Source organism: Sphingomonas sp. ABOLE (genome assembly GCF_003950455.1).
GTDB lineage: Bacteria > Pseudomonadota > Alphaproteobacteria > Sphingomonadales > Sphingomonadaceae > Sphingomonas > Sphingomonas trueperi.
Map to the genome: position 1 here is coordinate 1 of NZ_QQWY01000022.1, position 22,880 is coordinate 22,880.

At 68.0% G+C, this 22,880-nt stretch carries 20 protein-coding genes; 7 read left to right on the forward strand and 13 right to left on the reverse strand.

The window, feature by feature from the left end; genetic code table 11:
* Nucleotides 1-307: 307 nt before the first annotated feature.
* Both CA234_RS14415 and CA234_RS14420 read right to left on the reverse strand, forming a co-directional pair.
* On the reverse strand, nt 308-1,492 hold the full coding sequence (locus CA234_RS14415; protein WP_126002024.1) for a Xaa-Pro peptidase family protein: 1,185 nt from the start codon (nt 1,490-1,492) through the stop codon (nt 308-310).
* A 12-nt stretch (nt 1,493-1,504) separates the two neighbouring features.
* A complete protein-coding gene (locus tag CA234_RS14420; protein ID WP_125975270.1) occupies nt 1,505-2,731 on the reverse strand; it encodes an FAD-dependent oxidoreductase in 1,227 nt (408 codons plus the stop codon).
* Between the two features lie 128 nt (nt 2,732-2,859).
* Between CA234_RS14420 and CA234_RS14425 the strand changes: the two genes are divergently transcribed.
* Nucleotides 2,860-3,504 (forward strand): GntR family transcriptional regulator, encoded by a 645-nt coding sequence (locus CA234_RS14425; RefSeq protein ID WP_125975268.1) that lies wholly within the window; start codon nt 2,860-2,862, stop codon nt 3,502-3,504.
* A 4-nt stretch (nt 3,505-3,508) separates the two neighbouring features.
* Here CA234_RS14425 and CA234_RS14430 read toward each other — a convergent pair whose 3' ends face one another.
* The 3 genes from CA234_RS14430 to CA234_RS14440 are packed head-to-tail and all read right to left on the reverse strand — an operon-like array spanning nt 3,509 to nt 6,874.
* Nucleotides 3,509-4,915 carry an amino acid permease gene (locus tag CA234_RS14430; protein WP_126002025.1) on the reverse strand — a complete coding sequence of 469 codons (1,407 nt, stop codon included), beginning with the start codon at nt 4,913-4,915 and terminating at the stop codon, nt 3,509-3,511.
* A gap of 28 nt (nt 4,916-4,943) precedes the next feature.
* Nucleotides 4,944-5,942 carry a 4-hydroxyproline epimerase gene (locus CA234_RS14435; RefSeq protein ID WP_126002026.1) on the reverse strand — a complete coding sequence of 333 codons (999 nt, stop codon included), beginning with the start codon at nt 5,940-5,942 and terminating at the stop codon, nt 4,944-4,946.
* An 8-nt stretch (nt 5,943-5,950) separates the two neighbouring features.
* A complete protein-coding gene (locus CA234_RS14440) occupies nt 5,951-6,874 on the reverse strand; it encodes a dihydrodipicolinate synthase family protein (protein ID WP_125975262.1) in 924 nt (307 codons plus the stop codon).
* 211 nt (nt 6,875-7,085) lie between these two features.
* On the opposite strand from CA234_RS14440, the gene CA234_RS14445 reads away from it, so the two are divergent.
* The 3 genes from CA234_RS14445 to CA234_RS14455 all read left to right on the forward strand — a co-directional run bounded on the left by CA234_RS14445 (nt 7,086) and on the right by CA234_RS14455 (nt 13,720).
* On the forward strand, nt 7,086-10,022 hold the full coding sequence (locus CA234_RS14445) for a TonB-dependent receptor (RefSeq protein WP_126002027.1): 2,937 nt from the start codon (nt 7,086-7,088) through the stop codon (nt 10,020-10,022).
* 107 nt (nt 10,023-10,129) lie between these two features.
* Entirely contained in the window at nt 10,130-13,324 is a 3,195-nt protein-coding gene (locus CA234_RS14450) for a helicase-related protein (protein ID WP_126002028.1), read from the forward strand.
* Nucleotides 13,325-13,393: 69 nt separating this feature from the next.
* The gene (locus CA234_RS14455; protein ID WP_126002029.1) at nt 13,394-13,720 is read left to right on the forward strand and encodes a hypothetical protein; all 327 of its coding nucleotides are present in this window, start codon (nt 13,394-13,396) and stop codon (nt 13,718-13,720) included.
* A gap of 6 nt (nt 13,721-13,726) precedes the next feature.
* Here the strand turns inward: CA234_RS14455 and CA234_RS14460 are convergent, their stop codons facing one another.
* The 6 genes from CA234_RS14460 to CA234_RS14485 form a co-directional block, all read right to left on the reverse strand.
* Nucleotides 13,727-14,494, reverse strand: a complete 768-nt coding sequence (locus tag CA234_RS14460) for a ThuA domain-containing protein (protein WP_126002030.1) — start codon at nt 14,492-14,494, stop codon at nt 13,727-13,729.
* Nucleotides 14,491-15,753, reverse strand: coding sequence for a M20/M25/M40 family metallo-hydrolase (locus CA234_RS14465; RefSeq protein WP_126002049.1), 1,263 nt, complete (start codon nt 15,751-15,753; stop codon nt 14,491-14,493). Before CA234_RS14465 ends, CA234_RS14460 begins: the two co-directional genes overlap by 4 nt.
* 130 nt (nt 15,754-15,883) lie before the next feature.
* The gene (locus tag CA234_RS14470; protein WP_126002031.1) at nt 15,884-16,114 is read right to left on the reverse strand and encodes a hypothetical protein; all 231 of its coding nucleotides are present in this window, start codon (nt 16,112-16,114) and stop codon (nt 15,884-15,886) included.
* A gap of 545 nt (nt 16,115-16,659) precedes the next feature.
* On the reverse strand, nt 16,660-17,847 hold the full coding sequence (locus CA234_RS14475; protein WP_125975250.1) for a replication initiator protein A: 1,188 nt from the start codon (nt 17,845-17,847) through the stop codon (nt 16,660-16,662).
* Nucleotides 17,848-18,013: 166 nt separating this feature from the next.
* Entirely contained in the window at nt 18,014-19,096 is a 1,083-nt protein-coding gene (locus CA234_RS14480) for a ParB/RepB/Spo0J family partition protein (RefSeq protein WP_125975248.1), read from the reverse strand.
* Between the two features lie 34 nt (nt 19,097-19,130).
* Nucleotides 19,131-20,330, reverse strand: a complete 1,200-nt coding sequence (locus CA234_RS14485; RefSeq protein WP_125975246.1) for an AAA family ATPase — start codon at nt 20,328-20,330, stop codon at nt 19,131-19,133.
* Nucleotides 20,331-20,513: 183 nt separating this feature from the next.
* On the opposite strand from CA234_RS14485, the gene CA234_RS14490 reads away from it, so the two are divergent.
* Together CA234_RS14490 and CA234_RS14495 are read left to right on the forward strand one after the other, a co-directional pair.
* On the forward strand, nt 20,514-20,795 hold the full coding sequence (locus CA234_RS14490; protein WP_125975244.1) for a type II toxin-antitoxin system Phd/YefM family antitoxin: 282 nt from the start codon (nt 20,514-20,516) through the stop codon (nt 20,793-20,795).
* Nucleotides 20,792-21,124: a type II toxin-antitoxin system RelE/ParE family toxin gene (locus CA234_RS14495; RefSeq protein ID WP_126002032.1), complete on the forward strand. Its 333-nt coding sequence runs from the start codon at nt 20,792-20,794 to the stop codon at nt 21,122-21,124. Before CA234_RS14490 ends, CA234_RS14495 begins: the two co-directional genes overlap by 4 nt.
* A gap of 7 nt (nt 21,125-21,131) precedes the next feature.
* Here the strand turns inward: CA234_RS14495 and CA234_RS14500 are convergent, their stop codons facing one another.
* Nucleotides 21,132-21,389, reverse strand: coding sequence for a response regulator transcription factor (locus CA234_RS14500; protein ID WP_241213516.1), 258 nt, complete (start codon nt 21,387-21,389; stop codon nt 21,132-21,134).
* Between the two features lie 236 nt (nt 21,390-21,625).
* On the opposite strand from CA234_RS14500, the gene CA234_RS14505 reads away from it, so the two are divergent.
* The gene (locus tag CA234_RS14505; protein WP_125975240.1) at nt 21,626-22,303 is read left to right on the forward strand and encodes a FadR/GntR family transcriptional regulator; all 678 of its coding nucleotides are present in this window, start codon (nt 21,626-21,628) and stop codon (nt 22,301-22,303) included.
* Here the strand turns inward: CA234_RS14505 and CA234_RS14510 are convergent.
* Nucleotides 22,293-22,838, reverse strand: coding sequence for a gluconokinase (locus tag CA234_RS14510; RefSeq protein ID WP_241213517.1), 546 nt, complete (start codon nt 22,836-22,838; stop codon nt 22,293-22,295). The two genes, CA234_RS14505 and CA234_RS14510, sit on opposite strands and share 11 nt — an antisense overlap.
* Nucleotides 22,839-22,880 lie beyond the last annotated feature (42 nt).

Sequence of the window (22,880 nt, forward strand, 5' to 3'; positions counted from 1 at the left end):
TCAAAGAGCGACAAAAATCGACGCTGCGCCTTTCCCCTTTTTCTCGGGGCGGCCGCTGCGCCTGAATTTCGGTGACCACCGCTGCGTCCCGGTGAGGAGCACCGCGTCGGTGGAGTGGCTTCTATGCGCGCTTCCCAGGACCGTCAACACCGTTTTGCATTTTTGTGGCGCTTGACCGATCCAAGCCCACGAAATCGACAGAAAACCGCGATTTTCCCACGGTAGAAAGTTCGGCCCGCATGACCATTTGATGGCCTTTGCGAGCCGAATCACCGCGAATCACGGTCCCGAGCGGGAGAATCGGGGCTCAGACGAGCCGGTCGATCGCCTTTTGCGGCTCGGTGAACCAGCGCGGACCCGACTCGCTCATATAGAAATGGTCCTCGAGGCGAATGCCGAACCGATCGGGCACGACGATCATCGGTTCGTTCGAGAAGCACATGCCGGTGTCGAGCAGCGTCCTGTCCCCGCGCACCAGATAGGCGGGCTCGTGGATCGACAGGCCGATGCCGTGGCCGGTGCGGTGCGGCAGGCCGGGCAGGCGATAGTCCGGCCCAAGCCCCGCCTTCTCCAATACGACGCGCGCGGCGGCATCGACCTGCTCGCACGGCACCCCCGGTTGGGCAGCAGCAAATGCCGCGGCCTGGGCTTCCTTCTCGAGCGACCAGATCGCCTGCTCGTCGTCCGACACGCGCCCGAACGCATAGGTGCGGGTGATGTCCGAATGATAGCCTTCGACCGTGCAGCCGGTGTCGATCAGCACGAGCTGGCCTTCTTCCAGCGCCTGTTCGCCAGGCAGGCCATGGGGAAAGGCGGTCGCATGGCCGAACTGGACGATGCAGAAGCTTGAGCCAGCGGCGCCGAGCGCACGATGGGCCTGGTCGATGAAGCGCTTCACCGCGCCGGTGGTAATGCCCGGCTCCAGAATCCGCGCGGCGGCGTGATGGACCGCCAGCGTCATGTTCTTGGCCTGCTGCATCAGCGCAAGCTCGGCGGGCGACTTGCGCATCCGGCAGCCGTCGATCGCGGGGGCACCGTCGACCAGGGTGACGCTCGGGGCCGCGCGGCGCAGGCGCTCGGCCATCTGGAAGGGCAGCGCCGGATCGATCGCCAGCGTGGTGACACCGTACAGCGCATCCGCGACCAGTGCGAAGGGATCCTCGTCCTCCTCCCACAGCCGCATGTCCGCCTCGTACGCCATGTCGGCGGTGAGCGAACCGAACTCGAAGCACGGGCAGATCATGATCGGTTCGCCGTGGAGCGGCAGCAGCATCGCGACCAGCCGTTCGGTGGCGCCCCAGGGGACGCCGGCGAAATAGCGCAGCGACATGCCGGCATTCACCAGCAGCGCCTGCGCGCCCATCGCTTCCATACGCTCGCGCACGCGCGCGAGGCGATCGCGGCGCTCGGCAAGGGTGATGGCCGGCGCGCGATCGGCCCAGGGGGCGAGCGCGGCGAGTTCGGTTTCCGCGGTGGATCCGCCGATGGTCATGGAGGGACGTCCTTATGCGTGGAAGCGTTGGAGATCGAAGGGGGCGAGGTCGGCCGCGCCGCCCTCGGCCAGCGCGGCGATGCGTTCGCCGGTGATCGCCGCCAGCGTGAGGCCGAGATGCTGATGGCCGAAGGCGTAGAGCAGGTTGCCCGCCTTGCAGCTGCGGCCGATCGCCGGGAGATAGTCGGGGAGCGTCGGCCGCGCGCCGCTCCAGCGGGTGAAGGGCGGGCGCAGCGGCAGGCCGAGCGCGGCGATATGCGCCTCGAGCCGTTCCCATTTGGCGGGATCGGGCGGCGTGTCGATGCCGGCGAACTCGACGAAACTCGCCGCTTGCACGCAGCCGGCATAGCGGGTGACGATCATCGAGCGATCCTCGAACACCAAGGGCGGCAGATCGGCGGGCCAGTCATGATCGGTGGCGCGGAGATGATAGCCGCGCTCGGCGATGATCGGTACGCGGTGGCCGAGCGGCCCGAGCAGACGCCCCGAGGCGACGCCGGCGGCGACCAGGAGCTGGTCCGCATCCGCCACGGGGGCGCCGTCGATCGCCAGCCGCGCCTCACCGCCCGCGAGGCTGAGCGTCGCGTGACCGGACAGGATCGTGCCGCCGGCCGCGACCAGCGCCGCCCGCAGCGCGCAGTCGAGCGCGCCGAGGTCGCTGATCTGCGCGGTGTTGGTGAAGCGGATCGCGCCCGCGACCGCCTTGCCCGGCAGCTGGAGCAGCTCGGCGGGCGTGGCGTCGCGGAACGCCGCGGTGCCGATGTCCGCCGACGCCCAGGCGCGCCGCCCCGCCTCGACCGATGCGGGGCTGCTCCAGGCGACGAGATGCCCCTGCTCGCGCAGCAGGTCTGGCGTGTCGAGGCTGGCGCTCAGCCGCTGCCAGGCGGGCATCGCCTCGGCGAGCAGTCCGCCCAGCGCCGCTTGCCCCCGCGCGAACACGCTCGGCCGTGCCGCGCCGAGCAGCCGCAGCCCGAAGGGCAGCCAGTGTCGCCAGGCCGATGCCGGCAAGGACACCGCCCCCCCTGCCCCGAAGCGCCGGCGCGGCAGGCTGCGCACCGTCGCCCAGGAGGCGAGCGGCGCGACCTGCTCGATCGCGATATGCCCGGCATTGCCCCAGGAGGCGGCACGGCGATCGGGATCGGCGTCGACCAGCCGCACCGACCAGCCGGAACGCGCCAAGGCGATCGCGCTCGACAGTCCGACGACGCCCCCGCCGATCACCACGATATTGCGCTGCATCAACTTCGCCTTGCCGATTTTGGGGTACAGGTATACTGTATTTGCGCGTTTCGCCTGCCACAAGCCGCGCCCGCAGGACGGGGAAATCCTGGCGCCGGCGGCAGGTATTCCAGGGAAAGACCGAACACATGAGTATCGTCGTCCGCACGCTGTCGGAACAGATCTTCACGATCGTCCGCGAGCAGATCGTCTCCGGCAAGCTGCCGGTCGACCAGGCGATCCGCCAGGACGCGCTGGCCAACCAGCTGGGCGTGAGCAAGATCCCGCTGCGCGAGGCGCTGGCGCGGCTGGAGCAGGAAGGGCTGCTCGTCGGCCAGGCGAACCGCGGCTATTTCGTCCGCGCGATGTCCTCGGGCGAGGCCGAGGAGATCTTCGCGCTGCGCCTGGCGATCGAGCCCGATGCGGTTGCCGCCGGCGCGCTTTCCGCCACCGATACCGATCGCGCCGCTGCGCGCGAGGCGCTGGCCGCGCTCGACCTTGCCGCCCACGAGCATCTCGACGAAGTCGCCGCGCGCAACCGCGAGTTCCACATCGCGATGGTCCGCCCCGGCGGGCGGCTGCTCACCACCCAGCTGGTCGAACGACTGCAGATCCTCGCCGAGCGCTACGTCCACAAGCATCTCGAACCCGCCGGGCGCGAGGATCGTGCGCATCTCGAACATGCCGAGCTGATGACCGCGTGGGAAAGCGGCGATGCCGATCGCACCCGCGCGCTGGCCCGCGCCCACATCGAAGGCACCCTCACCGATCTCCGCCGCCAGCTGAACGGCTGAGCCCTCAGCCGCGCGCCAGCACGCTGCGCGCGCGGCCATAGAGGAAATAGACGGCAAGCCCCGCCACGTTCCAGATCAGGAAGCGGACCAGCGTCTTCTCCGGCAGCGAGAAGAGCAGATAGAGGCAGCCGAGCACCGCCAGCGTGCCGACCACATAAGGTTGCGGGCAGCGGAAGATGCGGGGCGCGTCGGGCGCGCGGCGGCGGAGCAGCATCATGCAGACGCCCACCGCGATGAACGCGATCAGCGTGCCGGCATTGGCCAGCTCGGCGATCTCGTCGAGCCGCAGGAAACCCGCGACCGCGGCGACGAACAGCCCGGTGATGCCGGTCACCAGCACCGGCGCGCCGGTGCGCGGCGAGACCCTAGCGAGCCCGCGCGGCAGCAGCCCGTCGCGCGCCATCACGAAGAAGATGCGGCTCTGCCCGTACATCATCACCAGGATCACCGAGGGGAGCGCGACCAGCGCTGCGGCGGCGATCGCCCAGGCGGCGAAGGGGTGGCCGAGCGTGCGCAGCACCAGCGCCAGTGGCTCGGGCGAGTTGCCGAGCGTGGTGTAGGACATCGCCCCCACCGCGGCGACCGCGACGAGGATGTAGATGGTGGTGCACAAGGCCATCGATCCGACGATGCCGATGGTCAGGTCGCGACCCGGCTTCTTGGCTTCTTCGGCCGAGGTGGCGACGGCGTCGAAGCCGTAAAAGGCGAAGAACACGATCGCCGCGGCGGCCATCACGCCGCGGGTGCTGGCGCCGTCGGCATGGGAGGCGAAGCCATAGGGCATGAAGGGGTGGAAGTTCGCCGCATCGAAGCCGGGCAATGCGAGTGCCACAAACACCGCGAGCGCCACCAGCTTGATCACGACCAGCACGATGTTGAGCGTCGCGCTCTCGCGGGTGCCGAGCATCAGCATGCCGGCGATCACGAAGGAGACGAGCACCGCGGGCAGGTTGACGATGCCGCCGGCATGCGGCCCCTGGAGCAGCACCGCGGGCAGGTGGATGCCCGCCGATTGCAGCCAGCCGACCAGATAGCCCGACCAGCCCACCGCCACCGCCGAGCAGGCCAGCGAATATTCGAGGATCAGGCTCCAGCCGACCACCCAGGCGATCGTCTCGCCCAGCACCGAATAGCTATAGGTATAGGCGCTGCCCGCCGCCGGGATCATCGTCGCGAGCTCCGCATAGGCGAGCGCGGCGCAGGCGCAGACCGCGCCGGCGATGACGAAGGCGAGGATCACCGCCGGCCCTGCCCGCTCGGCGCCGACGCCGGTCAGCGTGTAGATGCCGGTGCCGACGATCGCGCCGACGCCGAGCGCGATCAGGTGCGGCCAGGATAATGTGGGGCGCAGCCGATGCGCGCTATGGCCCGTGCTGCGTTCGATCGGCTTGATCGGTCCCCAAAATCCCATGCAACCCCCGATGGTTTCGTTGTGCTGTTCAGACGACCGAGAAGCCCGCCCAGAAGGGGTCCTCGCGGTCGATCCAGATGGTGTTGAAGCCGGTCGCGATCGCCGAGCCTTCGATCGAGGGAATGATGCCGGGGCGATCGCCCACCATCACCGCTTCCTCGACCCGGCCGATGAACCGGCTGCCGATATAGCTTTCATGGACGAAGCGGTCGCCGACGTTCAGGCGCCCCTGCTGCTCCAGATGCGCGAGCCGCGCCGAGGTGCCGGTGCCGCACGGGCTGCGATCGATCGCGCGTTCGCCGTAGAACACGGCGTTGCGGCCATCGGCCCCTTCCCCCTTGGGCTTGTCGGCCCACAGGACATGGCTGACGCCGCGGATGCGGTCGTCGAGCGGATGCACCGGCTCTACTTGCGCGCGCACCAGCTCGCGGATCGTGCGGCTGAGCTCGACGATGCGCGAGGCGCCGAGATCGTCGAGGCCGGTATAGGGGCCCTGCGGCTCGATGATCGCGTAATAATTGCCGCCATAGGAGACGTCGATGCGGAGCGGGCCGAAGCCCGGCACCTCGATCTCGATGCCGCGTGCGGCGACATAGGCGGGCACGTTGCGGATGCGCACCCAACGCACCCGGTCGCCCTCCATGCCATAGGCGATGTCGATCACCCCCGCCGGCACTTCGATGCGCAGCTGGCCGGGCGTACGCGGGGTGATCAGGCCGTGCTCGAGCCCGAAGGTCACCATCCCGATCGTGCCGTGCCCGCACATCGGCAGGCAACCCGAGGTCTCGATGAACAGGATGCCGCAATCGGTATCGTCGCGGGTGGGCGGGTAGAGGAACCCGCCCGACATCATGTCGTGCCCGCGCGGCTCGAAGCAGAGGCCGGTGCGGATCCAGTCGAACCGCTCGAGAAAGTCCGCGCGCCGCGCCAGCATGTCGCCGCCGCGAAGCAGCGGTGCGCCGCCCGCGACCAGCCGCACCGGGTTTCCCGCGGTGTGGCCGTCGATGCAGAAGAAGGTGTGGCGCATGGTTTTCCTCAGGCTGCCTTGGCGGCGCGCTGGCTCGGGCGGGTCGCCGCAGCTTCCTCGACCCAGGCGATCACCTGGGCGCGGCGCGCACCCGAAAGCGGCAGGCGCGGCAGGCGGACGCGCTCGCTGCCACGGCCCATGATCTGCTCGGCGAGCTTGATCGACTGGACCAGGTCGTGCTCGGCATCGAGATGGAGCAGCGGCATGAACCAGCGGTAGATGGCGCGGGCCTCGTCGTAGCGGCCTTCGTTGAACGCCGCGATCAGCCGCACCGACTCTTCGGGGAAGGCGCTGGTGAGGCCCGAGACCCAGCCCGAGGCGCCGAGGAACATGCCTTCGAGCGCGACATCGTCCAGGCCCGCCATCAGCGTGTAGCGATCACCATAGCGGTTGAAGAGATCGGTGAAGCGGCGCGGATCGGGCGCGCTTTCCTTGACCGCCACGATGTTCTTCACATCGGTGAGGCGATCCAGCGTCGCGGTGTCGATCGACACGCGATAGGCTGGCGGGTTGTTGTAGAGCATGATTGGCAGCGAGGTCGCCTCGGCTACCGCTCGGAAATGGGCTTCGAGCTCCTCCGCGGTCGGCACATAGACCATCGCGGGCAGCAGCATCAGCGCGTCGACGCCGATCTTCTCGGCATCGCGGGCATACTGGATCGCGCGCGCGGTGGTGAATTCGGACACGCCGGCGACCAAGGGCACGCGGCCGCCAACCGCCTCGACGCCGGCCTGGAGCACGACGCGCTTTTCCTCTGGCTCGAGCGAATTATTCTCGCCGCAGGTGCCGAGCAGGATAAGGCCGTCGACGCCGTCATCGACCAGCGCGGTCTGGGTGCGCTGGGTGGCGTCGAGGTCGATCGAGAGATCCTCGGCGAACTGAGTCGTCGCCGCGGGATAGACGCCGGTCCAGAGCGTCTTGGCTGCAGTCATAAGAACACGATCCTCCACTGGGTTGGCCGATTTCGTATACCGTATGCGACGGATGCGCAAGGCTGCTTCGGAGCAACGCACAAATTGGTGATTCCCGAAAGGGGTAACCGGCGGGGCACGGGACAGCTTCAGATATCGTATAATTTATTTGACGAGATGATGTTTCTTATGTTGCATATGTGCGACTCAAAAAAAGCGGGGTGCGCGGCAAATGCGTAATTTTCTTACAATTCGTTCAGGAGCGGCACTGGGCGCGCTCGCCATCTCTCTTGTTGCCGGGGTGGCCCATGCCCAGGATATGGAAGGCCCGGCAGGCGCGGACGATGATCGCACCGAAATCACGGTCACCGGTACCCGCATCCGCCGCCCCGACCTGGAGAGCAACAGTCCGCTGACCAGCGTCGATGCGCAGGAAGTGCGCTACCAGGGCGCGGTCAATGCCGAGACGATGCTGGCGCGGCTGCCCCAGTTCACCGCCGACGGCAACGAGAACGTCTCCAACGGTTCTGACGGCTCGGCGCAGATCAACCTGCGCAACCTCGGCTCGAACCGGGTGCTGACGCTGATCAACGGCCAGCGCATCCTCTCCTCGCAGGCGACCGACATCAACTTCGTGCCCACGGCGCTGATCGAGCGGGTCGACGTCGTCACGGGCGGCGCCTCGGCGGTCTATGGCTCGGACGCGATGTCGGGCGTGGTCAACTTCATCCTGCGCGACCATCTCGACGGGCTGCGGCTCGATGCGCAGACCAGTATGGCCCAGCACACCAATGACAATGCCTATGTCCGCGGCCTCGTCTCGGCCAAGGGCTACCAGCTGGCGCCGCGCAACGTGTTCGACGGCGCCAAGCAGGACATCAACGGCGCGTTCGGCAAGAACTTCGCCGGCGGCCGCGGCAATATCACCGTCTATGGCGGCTATCGCCACACCGATCCGGTGCTGCAGGCGACGCGCGACTATTCGTCCTGCGCGCTCAACGCGGATGGTCCCAGTGCGCTGGTCTGCGGCGGGTCGAGCAACACCACCTATGGCACCTTCGCGCCGCTCGCGGGCCCGAGCAAGGACCTGGGCTACCTGACCAACGCGCGCGATGGCTCCAAGAGCTGGGTGCCGTACGACGCGAGCTACGCCTACAACTACTCGCCGACCAACTACATCCAGCGCTCGGACGAGCGCTATACCGGCGGCGGCAGCGCCTCGTTCGAGATCGCGCCCGCCGCCAAGGTGTATGGCAGCTTCATGTGGATGAAGGACCATACCTTCTCGCAGGTGGCGCCCTCCGCGCTGTTCCTCGGCACCACCTTCACCCTGCCCTGCGACAACCCGCTGATGAGCGCAGGCCAGCAAGCGGCGCTGTGCGGCCCGGCCGCCGGCACGTCCGCCACGATCGACTCGCTGATCGGCTATCGCCTCAACGGCGCCTATTCGCGCCGCGACGATCTGCGCCACCAGGATTATCGCTACAACGGCGGCGTGAAGGGCGATCTCGGCCACGGTTTCAGCTACGACGTCGGCTATCTCTATTCGCTGTCGCGCTACAACGAGACCTATCTCAACAATGTCGACAATGTGAAGGCGCAGCGCGCGCTCGACGTGGTGTCGGTGAACGGCACGCCGACCTGCCGCTCGAAGATCGACGGTACCGATCCGAACTGCGTGCCGATCGACATCTTCCGTGCCGACGGCATCACCACCGATCAGGCGCGCTACCTGTTCAGCCCGTCGAGCACCGCGTCACGCAACACGCTCGAAGTGTTTTCGGGCTCGGTCAACGGCGACCTCGGCACCTTCGGCATCCAGAGCCCCTGGGCGACGCGGGGTGCGGGTCTCGCGGTCGGACTGGAGCGCCGCCGCGAGACGCTCAACTTCACCGCGGACGACGTCGCCAAGCAGGGCGGCAGCGCCGATGCCGATGGCTCGATCACCGTCAACGAAGCCTATGGCGAGCTCGAGCTGCCGCTGGTCGAGAACGTGCCCTTCATCCACGACCTGACGGTGAACGGCGGCCTGCGCTATTCGGACTATACCAACCGCCAGGGATCGACGGCGACCGAATCGCACTACAAGGCCTGGACCTACAAGGCGGAGCTGACCTGGTCGCCGGTCGACGGCGCCCGCTTCCGCGCCAGCTACAACCGCGCGATCCGCGCGCCCAACATCAGCGAGCTGTTCGGCGCGCGCGGCATCGGCAACGTCTCGCTGACCGATCCCTGCGCCGGCGCCACGCCGGACGCTTCCCTTGCCGCGTGCAAGCTGACCGGGGTCAGCGACGCGCAGTACGGCCACATCATCCAGTGCCCGGCCGAGACCTGCTCGCAATCCTATGGCGGCAATCCGGCGGTGAAGCCCGAGGTGGGCGACACCTACACCTTCGGCGTGGTGCTGACGCCAAAGCAGCTGCGCGGCTTCTCGCTTTCGGTCGATTACTACCACATCAAGGTGAACGGCTATATCAGCTCGATCGCGCCCTCGCTGGTGGTCAGCCAGTGCACCAGCACCGGCGATCCCTATTATTGCGGGCTGTTCCACCGCGATCCGCGCTCGGGCGCATTGTTCGGCAGCAACGGCTATGTCGTCGGCAGCACGCTCAACACCGGCTATCTGCTGACCTCGGGCATCGACGTGGCGGCGGCCTATGCGACGCGGATCGGCAACCTCGGCAAGCTCGACGCCAACATCGTCGGCACCTGGCTGGAACAGCAGGTGCAGGAGCCGCTGCCCGGCCTCGGCAGCTATGACTGCAAGGGCTATTACGGCTATAGCTGCGGTCAGCCCAACCCGACCTGGCGCCATGTCGCGCGCCTGACCTGGACGGTCCCCGGCGAGAAGGCGACGCTATCGCTCGCCTGGCGCCACTTCGCCAAGACGGCGCTGTCGACCTCGTCGTCGAACGCCTTCCTCAGCGAGGCCGGCCCGATCAGCATCATCAACGCGACCATTCCGGCCTATGAGTATTTCGATCTCGCCGCCACCGTGGTGCCGGCCAAGCAGCTGCAGTTCCGCATGGGCATCAACAACCTGACCGACAAGTCGCCGCCGGCGATCGCCTCGGGCGTGCTGGCCAGCTTCGGCAACGGCAACACCTATCCGGGCGTGTACGACCCGATGGGCCGCACGCTGTTCGTCGGTGCGACGCTGACCTTCTGAGGTCTCCCCGGGGCCGGCCTTCCCTCGCCGGCCCCACCCCTCGCCTCTGGAACGGCAGCGCAGGCTGCTCGTTAGCGGTAGCCCGCTCGTTCCAAAGGCTTTCCCGCATGGCTTCTTCCCGCGATCCCGTTGCCCGCGCGATCGCGCCCACCAGGGCCGCCCCTGCCCTTGCAACCGGCGAGACCGCCGCGCTGCTGGCGGAAGCGCTGGCCTCGGCCGACCTGTTCTTCGCCGCCGCCGACGAACCTCGCGCCATCGCCATTGCGCGTGCGCTGGCGGCGCTTGCGCCCGAGGCAACCGTGGTGTTCTGCCCCGGCAGCGACGCGCTGCCCGGCGACGGCGCTCCGGCCTCCCCCGCCAATGTGGGCGAGCGTGTTGCGGCGCTGCGCCGCTTGCGCCTCGCCCAGGCTGAGGAGATGCGACCGCGGATCGCCTGCATCACCACCGGCGAGGCGCTGGCCAGGCTCTACCCGCCGCCAGCCGCCTTCGAAGCCGCCCCACCGCGGATCGCCACCGGTGCGCCGATCGACCTGGCAGCGCTGTTCGAAACGCTGGTCGAAGCCGGCTATGTCGAGGACGAGCGTGTCGACGAGCCCGGCGAGGTTGCGCTGCGCGGCCAGGTGCTCGACGTCTATCCCGCGGATGCCGAGGGACCGCGCCGGATCGAAGTGGCCGACGGCGTGGTGCTCTCGCTGCGCAGCTATGATCCCGGCACCCAGCGCACCACCGGCGACTGCGAGGCACAGGAACTGGGCCGCGTCTCGGAACCGCCACTCGGCAAGGATGCCGTACCGCTCACCGCGCATCTGCCCAGTGCCCTGCTGGCGATCGAGTCCCCGGCGGAGGACCGGCGCAAGCGCTTCCTCGCGCTCGCCGCGGACGCGCAGCGCCATCGGCCGAGCCGCGCGCTGCGCGACGTGCTGGAGGACAAGCACTGGCAGGCCGCGGTGAAGGAGCATCTGCCGCTGGTGCTGACTGCCGCCGGCGATCCCCCGCCCCGCTTCATCGAAGGCCGCGCCCCGCTCCGCGCCTTTGCCCGCGCGGCCCGCGATTGCGTCGCCGCGGACGACCGGCTGGTCGTGCTGGGCAGCGCCCGCGACCTGCGCTTCCTGCGCAGCCGCATTGCAAGCGTGCTGAAGACCGAGCTGCACGACGTACCCAGCTGGGCCGCGCTGCAGAACGCGCCGATCGGCACGGTCGCGCTGCTGGAAGCGCCCGTCGACCGCGGGTTCCGCCGCGACGGCATCCTCGCCGTAGCCGCCGCCGACCTGCTCGGCAGCCGTGCCGAGCGCGACACGGCGCAGACCGGCGCCGCCGATCCCACGCTGTTCGGCCAGACCGAGATCCGCCTCGGCGACCTCGTCGTTCACGAGGACCATGGCATCGCCGAAGTCACCGGCCTTGCGCCGATGCCGGGGGAAGCGGAGGCGGGCGGCGATGCCATCGCCCTCACCTATGCCGATGGCGGCGTGCGGCTGGTGCCGGTCGCCGAGGCCGATCGGCTGTGGCGCTATGGCGGCGATGCCGATGCGGTGGCGCTCGACAAGCTCGACGGCTCCAGCTGGCAGAAGCGGCGCGGTGCGATCGATCTTGCTATCGCCGAGACCGCGCGCGGCATGATCGCACTGGCCGAAGAACGTATGAAACTAACCGCTCCGGTTCTTTCTCCCGATATTTCTGCGTATGAGCGGTTTGTCGCCGGCTTCGCCTATACCGAAACGCGGGATCAGGCCCGTGCGATCGAAGCGGTGCGCAGCGACCTTGCCGCAGGGACGCCGATGGACCGTCTGGTGATCGGTGACGTCGGCTTCGGCAAGACCGAAGTCGCGCTGCGCGCCGCCGCGCTGGCTGCACTCGCCGGCTATCAGGTGGCGGTCGCCGCCCCCACGACCGTCCTGGCCCGCCAGCATCTCGAGACCTTCACCGAACGTTTCGAGGGAACCGGCATCGCCGTCGCCGGCCTCTCCCGGCTGTCGAGCGCAGCCGAGAAGAAGCGGGTCAAGGCGGGGCTCGCCGACGGGTCGATCCAGGTGGTGATCGGCACCGGCGCGGTCGCCGGCAAGGGTGTGGCGTACGACAAGCTCGCGCTCGTCATCATCGACGAGGAGCAGCGCTTCGGCGCCGCCGACAAGGCCAAGCTCCGCGCCCTCGGCGCGGGCCATGTCCTGACGCTCAGCGCCACGCCGATCCCGCGCACGCTGCAGGCCGCGTTGGTCGGCATCCAGCACCTCTCGGTCATCGCCACGCCCCCTGCCCGCCGCCAGCCGATCCGCACCGCCGTGGGCGCGTTCGACGAGGCGATGGTGCGCACCGCGCTGCTCCGCGAGCGCAGCCGGGGCGGCCAGAGCTTCGTCGTCGTGCCGCGGATCGAGGACATGGCCCCACTGGCCGAGAAGATCGCCCGCCTCGTGCCCGAGCTCGAGCTGCTCCAGGCGCATGGCAAGATGCCTGCCGCCGAGATCGATGAGGCGATGGTCCGTTTCGGCCGCGGCGATGGCGACGTCCTGCTGGCGACCAACATCATCGAGGCGGGGCTCGACGTGCCGCGCGCCAATACCATGGTGCTCTACCGCGCCGATCGCTTCGGGCTCAGCCAGCTCCACCAGCTGCGCGGCCGGGTGGGGCGCGGCAGCCGGCGCGGGCAGGTGCTGCTGCTCACCGAGCCCGACAAGCCGATCGGCGCGCGCACCCTCAAGCGGCTGCGCACGCTGGAGGCCTTTGACCGGCTCGGCGCCGGCTTCGCGATCAGCGCGCAGGATCTCGACATGCGGGGCGCGGGCGACCTGCTCGGCGATGCGCAGGCGGGGCACATGAAGCTGATCGGCGTCGACCTCTACCAGCATCTCCTCGAAGCCGCGCTGCGCACCGCACGTGGCGAAACGGTGGAGCGCTGGACGCCCGAACTGCATCTGGGGCTGCAGGGCTGCCTCCCCGAGTCGTGGATCCCCGACGAGGAGCTGCGCGTCGGCTTCTACGTCCGTCTAGCCCGTGCCGAGGACGGGCCGGCCATCGACGCCTTGGAGGCGGAACTGGAAGATCGCTTCGGCGCCCTTCCGGAGGCGGCCACGACCCTGCTCGCGATCGCCCGCGTCCGCGCCCAGGCATCGGCGCAGCGGATCGCGCGGATCGACGCCGGCCCCGCCGCGATCGCCTTCACCCCGCGCGCCGATTTTGTCGGGGATGCGGAGGTGGCCGGCCTCGCCGCCAAGGGCGCTCGGCTGCTGCTCGCCGAGCGGATCGACGATCCCGCCGCGCGGCTGGCCCGGATCGAAACGGTGCTGGAGGCGATGGCGGGCGATTGACGCATTGTGCTGCCCCCTCCCCCGGCCTAGGCTGGCCGAAGAAAACAGAAACCGGAGAGGAATGGCGCCATGATTCTGCCCATCCTGCTGCTGATGCTCCAGACCAGCCCGGCGTTCAACGCCGAGGAGGAGATCATCGTCGTCTCGCGCCAGCTGCGCATGATCAAGGTCGACCTGAAGACCGACAAGCGCGAGGGCGCCATGCATCTGCGCAGCTGCCGTATCCTGCGCGGTTCGGGGCATAGCGACCTCGATGCGATCCCCTGCGGCGTTGCGGAGCAATGCGTCGCCGACGGCGTACCCACGCGGCGCGAGTTGAAGAACTGCGTCGAGGATCGCTCGACCAGCCGGATCAACCTGGTGCTGGCGTCGCGCCGCATGGCGCGGGTCGACTGACGCTCCTCAGCGCTGCTCGCCGAGGCCCGTCGCTGCCCAAGTGATGCCGCCCAGCAGGTGCTGGAGGTAGCGGTCGTCGCGGTACATCGCTGCTTCGTGGCCGAGCAGGGTCACGAACACCCTGCCCTTCTCGTAGCGATGGAACCAGGCCTCGGGATGGTCCTTGCCCATCCGGTGCCCGACCTGCCCGGGCCAGATGCGGGTGGGATCGTAGCTCGCCTCGTCAACGCCGAGCACGCGGTGGATCGCGATGTCGAACGGGTTGCTGGTGACGTAGAATTCGTCGCTCCACAGCCAATGGTCCGGGAGCCCGAACGTCGCCGGAAAGCCCTTGTCGAGCACGTTCACCACCGCGGTCTGGATCATCGGGTGGTTGACGAAGCTGCGCCCGACCAGCTTCTCGTACCAGGGCCACACCCCCGCGGCTATGATCGCAGCACGGTGGACAACGACAGCATTGCCGCCGCCCTGCAGGTACTGCTCCAGGCCGGACCGCTGGGTGGGGCTGAATTCGTCCGCTAGCGTGTTGAGCAGCAGGATCGCGGCGTATCGGCTGAGGTCCCTATCGAGCGGCGTGCCGTCCTTATGCCAGTCAACGGCAAAGGCGTGGAGGCTACCGAGCTTTTCGAGACTTTCGCGCGCGACGGGGATGTACTCGTAATGATATTTGCTGGGCGCCGCGATCACCAGCAGCGTGAACTGCGGATCGGCCCGCCCCATTGTCGGCAGCAGCAGCGCGGCAAGTGCCAGCAGCAGACGGACCGCGGCCTTCATCGCGCGCTGCGTTCCGCACTGAGGCGCGACATCAGGATCGCCGCGCGCTTGGCCTGGCGCCGGATGCTGGCGAGGTCCACCGTCTCGCCCGGCGCATGGTCGCCGGTGCTGTAGGGGCCCAGTCCCGCGAGGCTGTCGACATCGGCGGCGACGAAGGAGATGTCCCCTGCCCCGCGCCTGAGCGGATCGAGCGCGGGCATCTCGGGCAGGCCGAGATCGCGATTGACGCCGTTCAGCGCCGCCAGCAGCGCGCGGTTGCCGTCGGTCGGCGCCATCGCCGGATAACCTTCGCCGAAGCGGATCGTGGCATCGGTTCCCGGTGCATGCGCGGCGACGATCGCTTCCATCTTCGCCTTCACCCGCGCGGTCTGCTCGGGGCTGAGCGTGCGGAAGTCGCCGGTGGCGATCGCGGTGGCGGGAATGATGTTGGTCTTGCCCGCTGCAGTGGCATTGCCGCTGTCGTCGACGGCGGCGCGCGCACCGCCGGCGATCACCCCGGTGTTGAAGGTGAGATTGGGCTCGGGCAGCTCCTTGCGGAACGCGGCGAGGATTCGCGTGAGTTCGTTGATCGCACCATCGCCGAACTCCGACCCGAAGATCAGCGAGCTGTGCCCGGTCTTGCCGGTGGCGGTGATCCGCCAGTCGATCGCGGAGCGCCGCGCGATCGAGCCCATGTCCCGCCCGGCATCGATCACCAGTCCCTCGAAATCAAGCGCGACATCGGCGCGCTTGCCCGCGGCGATCAGATCGGCGCGGGCAATGCTGTGCGGGCTGCCCGACTTTTCCTCGTCGCCGGTTAGCACGATCTCGATGTTCGCGGCCTTGAGGGTGCCGGCGGCCTGCATCGCCCGCAGCGCGGCGAGCATCACCACCATGCCGCCCTTGTCGTCCCCAGCGCCCGGCCCTTCCGCCAGATCGCCCTTGCGGACGAACTTCTGAAACGGCGAGTTGGGCTCGAACACGGTATCGAGATGGCCGATCAGCAGCAGGCGCTTGGTGCCGGGCTTGCCGCGATGGACGGCGATCAGGTGACCGGCACGCTGGACCGTTTCCATCGGCTTCCAGCTGACGGTGAAGCCCAAGGGCTCCAGTTCGGCACGCATCCGCTCGCCGACCTTGGCGACACCGGCGAGATTGAGCGTGCCGCTGTTCTGGTTGACCAGGGTTTCCAGCAGCGCGACGGAGCGGTCATACTCGGCATCGATGGTACGCGTCATTGCCGTTTCCGCCGTCGGGAGGCGTTGCGCGGCAGCGGGCATGATCGCGGTGGCGCTTAGCAGCAGCGCCGCGGCAACGCGAGGAAGACAAGACAGATCGCTCACCGGAACCCCTTTCCTGAGGGGGTTCTTCAACCACGCTCGCTCCAGCCGGGCAAGCCAATCCCATACTCTAGGAGAGCTGCCGGGCCAGGTCCGCGACCAGAATACGGGCAACCGGCTGGTTGCCGTCGTCCTCGATGTCGAGACTCCCGCGTACCGGGGTGCCGTGGCGGTGTCGCAGCAGGGCACGGGCGAGGCTGTGGCCGGCGATCAGCGCCTGACGCAGATCGGGCAATTCGCGACGCTCGGCAGTGTGGGGGTGGCGATCCGGGGTGCAGAGGCGGAAGCGATAGGCGGGCATGCGTGGATAATGCCCCTGCCTTCAACTAGTTGCTGGCGGTTGATGTATATTATTGTTGCGCCCGGCTTCGCGGTGGCCGTGTGGAACGAGCCTCTGTGGCTTAGCATGTTGATCCGCGCCTTCCCCTCGTTCTCTTTCTCTTCATCTAAAGGAGAAAGCTCGGTGCCTGGTTAGAGGGTTTCTTGAGTCGTTACGGAGTTACGCGACGCGCTTGACCCGCCGAATCGCGGTGACTCCACGATTCGCGCGAAGGCCGCGTTCCCATTGTATCGAGTATCCGTTCCCGAAAGGTCGACGCTGCCGTTCCCGAAAGGTCGATAGAGGGTTCCGGAAGGGTCGAATGTCGTTCCCGAAGGGTCGAAAGGCGGTGTAGCGCACCTGATTTATGATGCGTTTGCACGTGCAGTATCCCACGGTTGAATCAGTTGGAGGGCGGCTGTGGATAAAGTGGTTCAAACCAGTCTCCCAAATGGCGACGCTTTCTGCCCTGCGGTATCTCCGCCCGACACTTCGGGAACGGACCGCGCGCCGCACCGCCCTGTCCCTCAGCGCAGCTGGTGCTTGTTGCGGGCGTGCCATTGGCGCACGAACCCCAGAAAGGCGTTCTGATAATTGGCCGGCGTCCGCGCCGGATCCGCCTCCACCCAGTCGCGAAACTGGCGGTGCAGGTCCTGATAGTCCCAGCCGGGGCATTCGCGGCGGGCCTGCTCCAGCGTCGCATCGGTGAGCATGCCGCTGGTGCCGCGCGTCGCCAGGCTGGTGACCGTCCGGCGCAGCAGCGCGCGTGCCTCGGCACCAAGCACAGGCGTTTCCGCTGCTGCCGGCTGCGTCTCCGGGCGCGGCGCGGCGAGGGTGGGTTCGGCAGGTGGGACCGTCGCCGTGGCCGACTCCTCCCCCTCCCCGCGCCGCCGCATCCGCAGGCTCGGCTCGCGCTTCCCCGCCGGCGTTTCGAGCGACAGCGTATAGCCCGGCAGCTCGTTGCGCTCGACGATCTTGGCGATCTCGAACTTGAAGCGGCGATATTGCCCCTCGGCGCCCGATTTCTCGAACAGGGTCGGCATCGAGATCGCGAAGCCCGCTTCTCCTGCCCCGCCGGCATGTTTGCGCGCGACCTTGTAGAGCCAGCGCTCGCGCCCACCGGTCAGGTCGAAATAGGCGCGGTCGATCGACAGCACTCCGCCGGTCATCAGCACGCCTTCGTAGAACCAGCTCGACAATTCGATCGTCATGCCCCGCGAGCGCTCGGTGCGTTCGTCGACCAGCTGGGTCCAGCCGTCGAGCCAGCTGAAGGTCGCCTCGCGGCGGTTCTCGGCGCGGATGTTGGTCTTGATCGTCGTTGCCACCAGTCGGTCGAGCGACTGGCCGAGCAGTTCGTAGGCGCGCCCCGTCGTGGGGCGGCCGATCGCGCGGAGCAGATCATAGGGCATCAAATGGAGCTTGCGCGGAATGTCGTTGCGTCCGCGCCGGGCCATGTCGGCGAGCACGCTGGCGCAATAGATCAGGATGTCGGCATCCCAGATCGTCGCCATACCGTAATCGGGATTGGCCGAGACATGCACCCACAGCTTTCCGTCCGGGCTCTTGTAGTCGATCGGCTTAACCCGCTTGGTCTTGGCCAGGCTGAAGAAGGGGCGCTCCATCATCTCGCGCTGGTCGCGCAGCGGCATGTCGGCGAGATAGGGGAGGAAAAGGTCGAACTGTTCGGGGATCGACTGGCGATCGGCCTGGGTCATGGAGCCTCTGGGAGCAGGGTGTGGGAGGGCCGTTTCCCCGGGGAAACGAATGGCGATCGTTGGATCGCGAACCGGGTCCGACGGCAGGGGGCTTGAAGCAGGGAGGGTGTTTCCCCGGGGAAACACCAGTGCCGAACCCGTTGGCCGTTTCCCCGGGGAAACGCGCTCATGGCTGCAACCCGCGGCCTTCGCGCTCGAGCTGGTCTAGCGCTTCGCGGAAGGCGGTGACGAGATGGTCGCGGCTGGCACCCGAGCCGGCGTGCAGCCGCACCGTGACCCCCTGGCGGTTGACTGACAACACACTGAGCGCGGTGCGTCCGCCGGGCACTGTCCAGGTGAAGAGCTCGTCCGCAACCTGCGGGCCCGACGGCGCCGCGAGCAACCGGCGCAGCACATCGGCGGCGGCGATCGGCGCATGCCCGTTTGCTCGGCGATCGCCCTGCTCGCGGGAAAGCGCCTTGGCCTCGGCGAGGATCGCCTTGGCCGCCGCCTTGTCGTCCAATGCCTGGGCCAGCGGATAGGCGGGCTTGAGCAGCACGTCGGCGGGGGAAGCAAAGGCCGCTATCACCGCGTCGGGAATGCCTGCCACTTTGATCATCTTCGACAGCCAGCCCTTGGAGAGCTTCAGCCGCTCGGCCATGCGGGTGAGGTGATTGCCGTAATGCGCCTTGAGCGCCTCGGCATAATTGCGTGCGCGCTCGAGGTCCGACACGTCCTTGCGGGCGCGGTTCTCCAGGTCGGCGAGGCGGAAGGCGGCTTCGTCATCCAGCTGCGCGACCTGCGCCACGAACTGCATGTCGGGATAGCTGTGGGCGCGCAGCCAGGAGATCGCGAAGTGGCGCCGCGTGCCGGCGATCACCTCATAGTCATGGTCCGGGTCGCCCTCGATCCGACGCACCACGGCGGGGACCTTCTGGCCGTTCTCCGCAACGATCGAGTCGATCAGCTCGCGGACATTCTCTTCGTTGAGATCGGCATAGACGCGGGCATTGCCCGGCCAGATCCGCACCCGCGCCGGGTCGAGCAGCAGCTGGGTGACTTGGCGCACCTCGCCCGACGCGACGCGGGCAAGCGCGGATTCGCGGCCGAGCAGCGTGGTGCCGCGCGTGCGGGCGAGCCGCGGCGGCAGCTCGGGCTCGGCAGCGGGGGAGGGGAGGGGGGCAGGCGCGGAGGGCGCTGGCGCCGCCGCTTCCGCCGCGGCTTCCTCGGCGAGCAGATCGGCGAGATAGTCTTTCTGGGTACGTGCCACGGTTCAGCCCTTCTGCCCGGTTGCGGCGGTGCGCTCAGGCCGCTTCATTGACGACATCCTCTTCGCTGGCCGGCGCGACCCGGCCCCAGTTGCGGCGGACGAGCGCCTCGACCTGGCCGAGCGCCTCGTCGAGATTGGCCTTGCACCGCTTGTGGGTGCGCGCGGTGCCGATCGGGCGATCCAGCTCGTAGATCGTCATCATCCGCATCGCCGCATGGCTGATCTCGGCCGATTCGAGGATGGGCACCGGCAGCAGCGCAGGTCCGAACGCCTGCTCCATGATCTGGCGGACCATCGCATGGCTGGGATCGTTGCCGTCGAACTTCGAGCAGATCAGCCGGACGAAGTCATAGCTGACGTCGATGCCTGCCTCGGTCAGCTGGTGGAGCACCTGATCCATCATCGACAGGAACTGGACGGTGGAGCAGAAGTCGGGCGTGGTGGCGGCCAGCGGCACGAGCAGCGCGTTCGCCGCCTGCATGACCGCCAGGCTGATCGTGCCGAGCGCGGGCGGGGGATCGAGGATCACCACGTCATAGTCGCGCGCGAGATCGTTGAGCCCGGCCTTGAGCTTGCGGAAGCGCGTGGCAAGGATCGAGCCGCCATCGGCGCCCGCCGCGGCCAGCTCATATTCGACGTCGAACAATTCGAGGTTCGACGGGATCAGGTCAACGTTCGGCCACGGAGTCTTCTTCACCGCATAGAGCAGGTCGGCCTGGGTCGGGTCGATCGAGAGATAGGGGTAGAGCGTCTCTTCGCGGGTGATGTTGAAATGCGGGTTGAACCCGAACAGCGTGGTGGTGGTCGCCTGGCTGTCGCAATCGACCACGAGCACGCGGTAGCCCTGTACCGCGAAATAATGGGCGAGATGGGTCGTGACCGTCGACTTGCCGACGCCGCCCTTGAAGTTCTGCACGGCGATGATCGCGGGTACGTCGAGCGGCGCGCGGGCAGGGGAGGCGCCGAGCACCTGCCGCATGTTGAGCAGTTCTTCCACCGTATAGCCGGGGCGCCGGCCGTTTTCGCTCGGCGGCGGCGGTGGAAGGCGCCCATCGTCCTCGGCCATGCGGATGCGGTTGGTCGAGCAGCCGAGCAGCTGCGCCGCCTCGGCAATGCCGAAGCGGACATAGAGTCCCTTGCGGCTTTCCGGTAAGAACGCCTTGCGGCGCAACCGTTCGATCATGCGCTCGCCGGCATCGGCAAGCTCGCTGATCCGTTCAATGTCTGAATGCATTCTTGCCTCGCCCCGCGCGGTTGAATGAGAGTTATGCGACATATCTCATATTTCGTTCAAACCGGCAAGATTGGCACCAGAACGGCGCAACTATCGGGGCCCGCGATTGTTATCAAAGCGTATGAGGACTATATTCAGACCGATAATGGTCTGAAATTACGTCAATAAGGGTCGGAGACCGAGATGCGCTACACCGAACAGGTCAAACCTGTCAGCTATTTGAAGGCCAATGCTGCGGACGTGTTGCGCGGGCTGGCGGCGGGCGGCGCGCCGCTGGTGATCACGCAGAATGGCGAGGCGCGCGCCGTGCTGCAGGACGTGGCAAGCTATGAGGCGACCCAGGAAACGCTGGCGCTGCTCAAGCTGATGGCGCTGGGCACGCGGGACGTGGAAGCAGGCCGCTTCACGCCCGCGCGGGATGCCATTGCCCGGCTGCGCGAGGGCAGGGCCGACAACGCCGCATGAGCGGACGCTATACGGTCTACCTCACCGACGGCGCGGAAACCGATTTGGCCGAGATCCATGGCTGGATCGCCGCCAATCGTTCTCCCGAACAGGCCGAGGCCTTTCTCGAGGCGATGCTGGCGAAGGTGGACAGCCTCGAAGCCTTTCCCGATCGCGGCAGCGTGCCGGTCGAACTCGACGCGCTGGGAATTCGCGAATTCCGCCAGTTGGTGGCGCCCCCCTATCGGCTCATCTACCGCGTGATCGTCGATCACGTGTTCGTGTTCCTGATTGCCGACGGGCGCCGCGACTTCCAGGCGCTGCTGGAGCGCCGCCTGCTCTCGGCCTGAGCTGGGCTCAGCCGTGCGACCAGCCGAACTGACCGGCGGCGATCGCTGCCTGGGTGCGGTTGCGGACGTTGAGCTTGCGCATCACCGCGGTCATGTGGACCTTCACCGTCGCTTCGGCCATGCCGAGCTCATAGGCGATCTGCTTGTTGAGCAGACCCGAATGGACGCAGCGCAGCACCTGCATCTGCGTGGGCGTCAGGCGCGGGGGTGCCGAAGGCTCGGCGCCGATGCGTTCAACCTGCTGTGCTTGAGTTGCGGCTTGCATGCCCATCCTCCCAACCGATCCGTTTTTGTGAGGCTGTGCCTCCAGATTCGTTAACGTTAACGTAGGCGAACTTGTAGGACAGGTTCAAGTGCAAAATTGCGCCATCGGGCGAAGGCGATCGTTTCGGCTGGCAATTTCGGCTGCCCATGGCTAGAACCTGTCCGATAAGTTACCGCCGACATGCGGCAGGCGATGGGGAGGAGCATGGCGGTTGCAGGGGCCCGGAGCGCGGGGCGGTGAGCCAGCCGCGACTATCCGATCACGCCTATGCGGCGATCGTCGAACTCATCAAGGCGGAGGATCTCGAGGTCGGCGCACGGCTGCCCTCCGAGGCGCGGCTGGCGGAGATGTGCGGCGTGTCGCGCGCGATCGTCCGGGAGGCGCTGGTGCGGCTCGGCTCGGACGGGATCACCGAAGTGCGGCGCGGTGCGGGCTCGTTCGTGAAGGGGCGCCCGTCGGAGCGACTGGCGGCGTTCATGCCGCTCGCCGAGCTTCCAGCGACGCTGGGCAGCTACGAAGTGCGTTTCGTGCTGGAAACCGAAGCCGCGCGGCTCGCTGCCGTCCGCCGCACCGCCGAGCAGATGGCGGTGCTGGAAACCGCGCTAGCGGACCTGCGCGCGGCGCTGCTCTCCAGCGCGCCTGCCCATGTCGAGGACCGCGAACTCCACCGCGCGATCGCGGATGCCACCGGCAATCTCGCCTTCCAGCAGGCGTTCGACGCGCTCTGGCCGGACGTGGAGAAGGTGATGCAGGCGGGCGTCGACATCTCCCGGTCGCGCTCGGCGGATGTCATCGCGGTGATGCTCCACGAGCATGAGGTGATCGTCGATTCGATCCGCGCCCAGGATCCCGAGCGTGCCGCATTGGCGATGCGCTGGCATCTGGGGGAGGGGCGTCGCCGGCTCATGCCCTGAGCGCGGGCTGCTCCAGATAGGCGAGGACGCGGTCGCGTAGCGCTGCGGGCGGCAGGGTCGCGGGCAGGATCAGTACGCTTTCGTCGGGCTGCGGGCGCTCCAGCGTCGCCAGCTGGCTGTCGAGCAGGCTGGTCGGCATGAAATGGCCCGGGCGCGACGACATGCGGGCGAGGAGCTGCGCGCGGTCTGCCTCCAACAGCACGAACTGCACCGCGCCGGGGATCTCGGCGCGCAGCCGGTCGCGATAGACCCGCCGCAGCGCCGAGCAGGCGGCGACCGAGACACCGCAGGTGTCGATCGACGCGGCCGCCGCCGATCCGATCCGGTCGAGCCAAGGCCAGCGATCGGCATCGGTGAGGGGCGTGCCATCGCGCATCTTCACCACCGCCTCGGCGGAGTGAAACGCATCGCCCTCCAGAAACACGCAGCCCAGCGACTCGGCGAGCAGCGCACCGAGCGTCGACTTGCCCGAGCCGCTGACCCCCATCACGATCACGGCCGCAGCGGCAGGCGATCGGGCAGGCAGGTCGGACATGGGCAAGGCTCCGGACACGAAAGGCAGCCTCGCTTGTGAAAG

What these genes read in the sequence shown, in the direction of transcription:
- CA234_RS14420 (WP_125975270.1), bottom strand. Translation starts at nt 2,731, where the DNA reads ATGCAGCGCAATATCGTGGTGATCGGCGGGGGCGTCGTCGGACTGTCG.
- CA234_RS14415 (WP_126002024.1), bottom strand. Translation starts at nt 1,492, where the DNA reads ATGACCATCGGCGGATCCACCGCGGAAACCGAACTCGCCGCGCTCGCC.
- CA234_RS14450 (WP_126002028.1), top strand. Translation starts at nt 10,130, where the DNA reads ATGGCTTCTTCCCGCGATCCCGTTGCCCGCGCGATCGCGCCCACCAGG.
- CA234_RS14435 (WP_126002026.1), bottom strand. Translation starts at nt 5,942, where the DNA reads ATGCGCCACACCTTCTTCTGCATCGACGGCCACACCGCGGGAAACCCG.
- CA234_RS14460 (WP_126002030.1), bottom strand. Translation starts at nt 14,494, where the DNA reads ATGAAGGCCGCGGTCCGTCTGCTGCTGGCACTTGCCGCGCTGCTGCTG.
- CA234_RS14465 (WP_126002049.1), bottom strand. Translation starts at nt 15,753, where the DNA reads ATGCCCGCTGCCGCGCAACGCCTCCCGACGGCGGAAACGGCAATGACG.
- CA234_RS14455 (WP_126002029.1), top strand. Translation starts at nt 13,394, where the DNA reads ATGATTCTGCCCATCCTGCTGCTGATGCTCCAGACCAGCCCGGCGTTC.
- CA234_RS14490 (WP_125975244.1), top strand. Translation starts at nt 20,514, where the DNA reads ATGCGCTACACCGAACAGGTCAAACCTGTCAGCTATTTGAAGGCCAAT.
- CA234_RS14510 (WP_241213517.1), bottom strand. Translation starts at nt 22,838, where the DNA reads ATGTCCGACCTGCCTGCCCGATCGCCTGCCGCTGCGGCCGTGATCGTG.
- CA234_RS14430 (WP_126002025.1), bottom strand. Translation starts at nt 4,915, where the DNA reads ATGGGATTTTGGGGACCGATCAAGCCGATCGAACGCAGCACGGGCCAT.
- CA234_RS14425 (WP_125975268.1), top strand. Translation starts at nt 2,860, where the DNA reads ATGAGTATCGTCGTCCGCACGCTGTCGGAACAGATCTTCACGATCGTC.
- CA234_RS14470 (WP_126002031.1), bottom strand. Translation starts at nt 16,114, where the DNA reads ATGCCCGCCTATCGCTTCCGCCTCTGCACCCCGGATCGCCACCCCCAC.
- CA234_RS14445 (WP_126002027.1), top strand. Translation starts at nt 7,086, where the DNA reads ATGCGTAATTTTCTTACAATTCGTTCAGGAGCGGCACTGGGCGCGCTC.
- CA234_RS14495 (WP_126002032.1), top strand. Translation starts at nt 20,792, where the DNA reads ATGAGCGGACGCTATACGGTCTACCTCACCGACGGCGCGGAAACCGAT.
- CA234_RS14500 (WP_241213516.1), bottom strand. Translation starts at nt 21,389, where the DNA reads ATGCAAGCCGCAACTCAAGCACAGCAGGTTGAACGCATCGGCGCCGAG.
- CA234_RS14475 (WP_125975250.1), bottom strand. Translation starts at nt 17,847, where the DNA reads ATGACCCAGGCCGATCGCCAGTCGATCCCCGAACAGTTCGACCTTTTC.
- CA234_RS14440 (WP_125975262.1), bottom strand. Translation starts at nt 6,874, where the DNA reads ATGACTGCAGCCAAGACGCTCTGGACCGGCGTCTATCCCGCGGCGACG.
- CA234_RS14485 (WP_125975246.1), bottom strand. Translation starts at nt 20,330, where the DNA reads ATGCATTCAGACATTGAACGGATCAGCGAGCTTGCCGATGCCGGCGAG.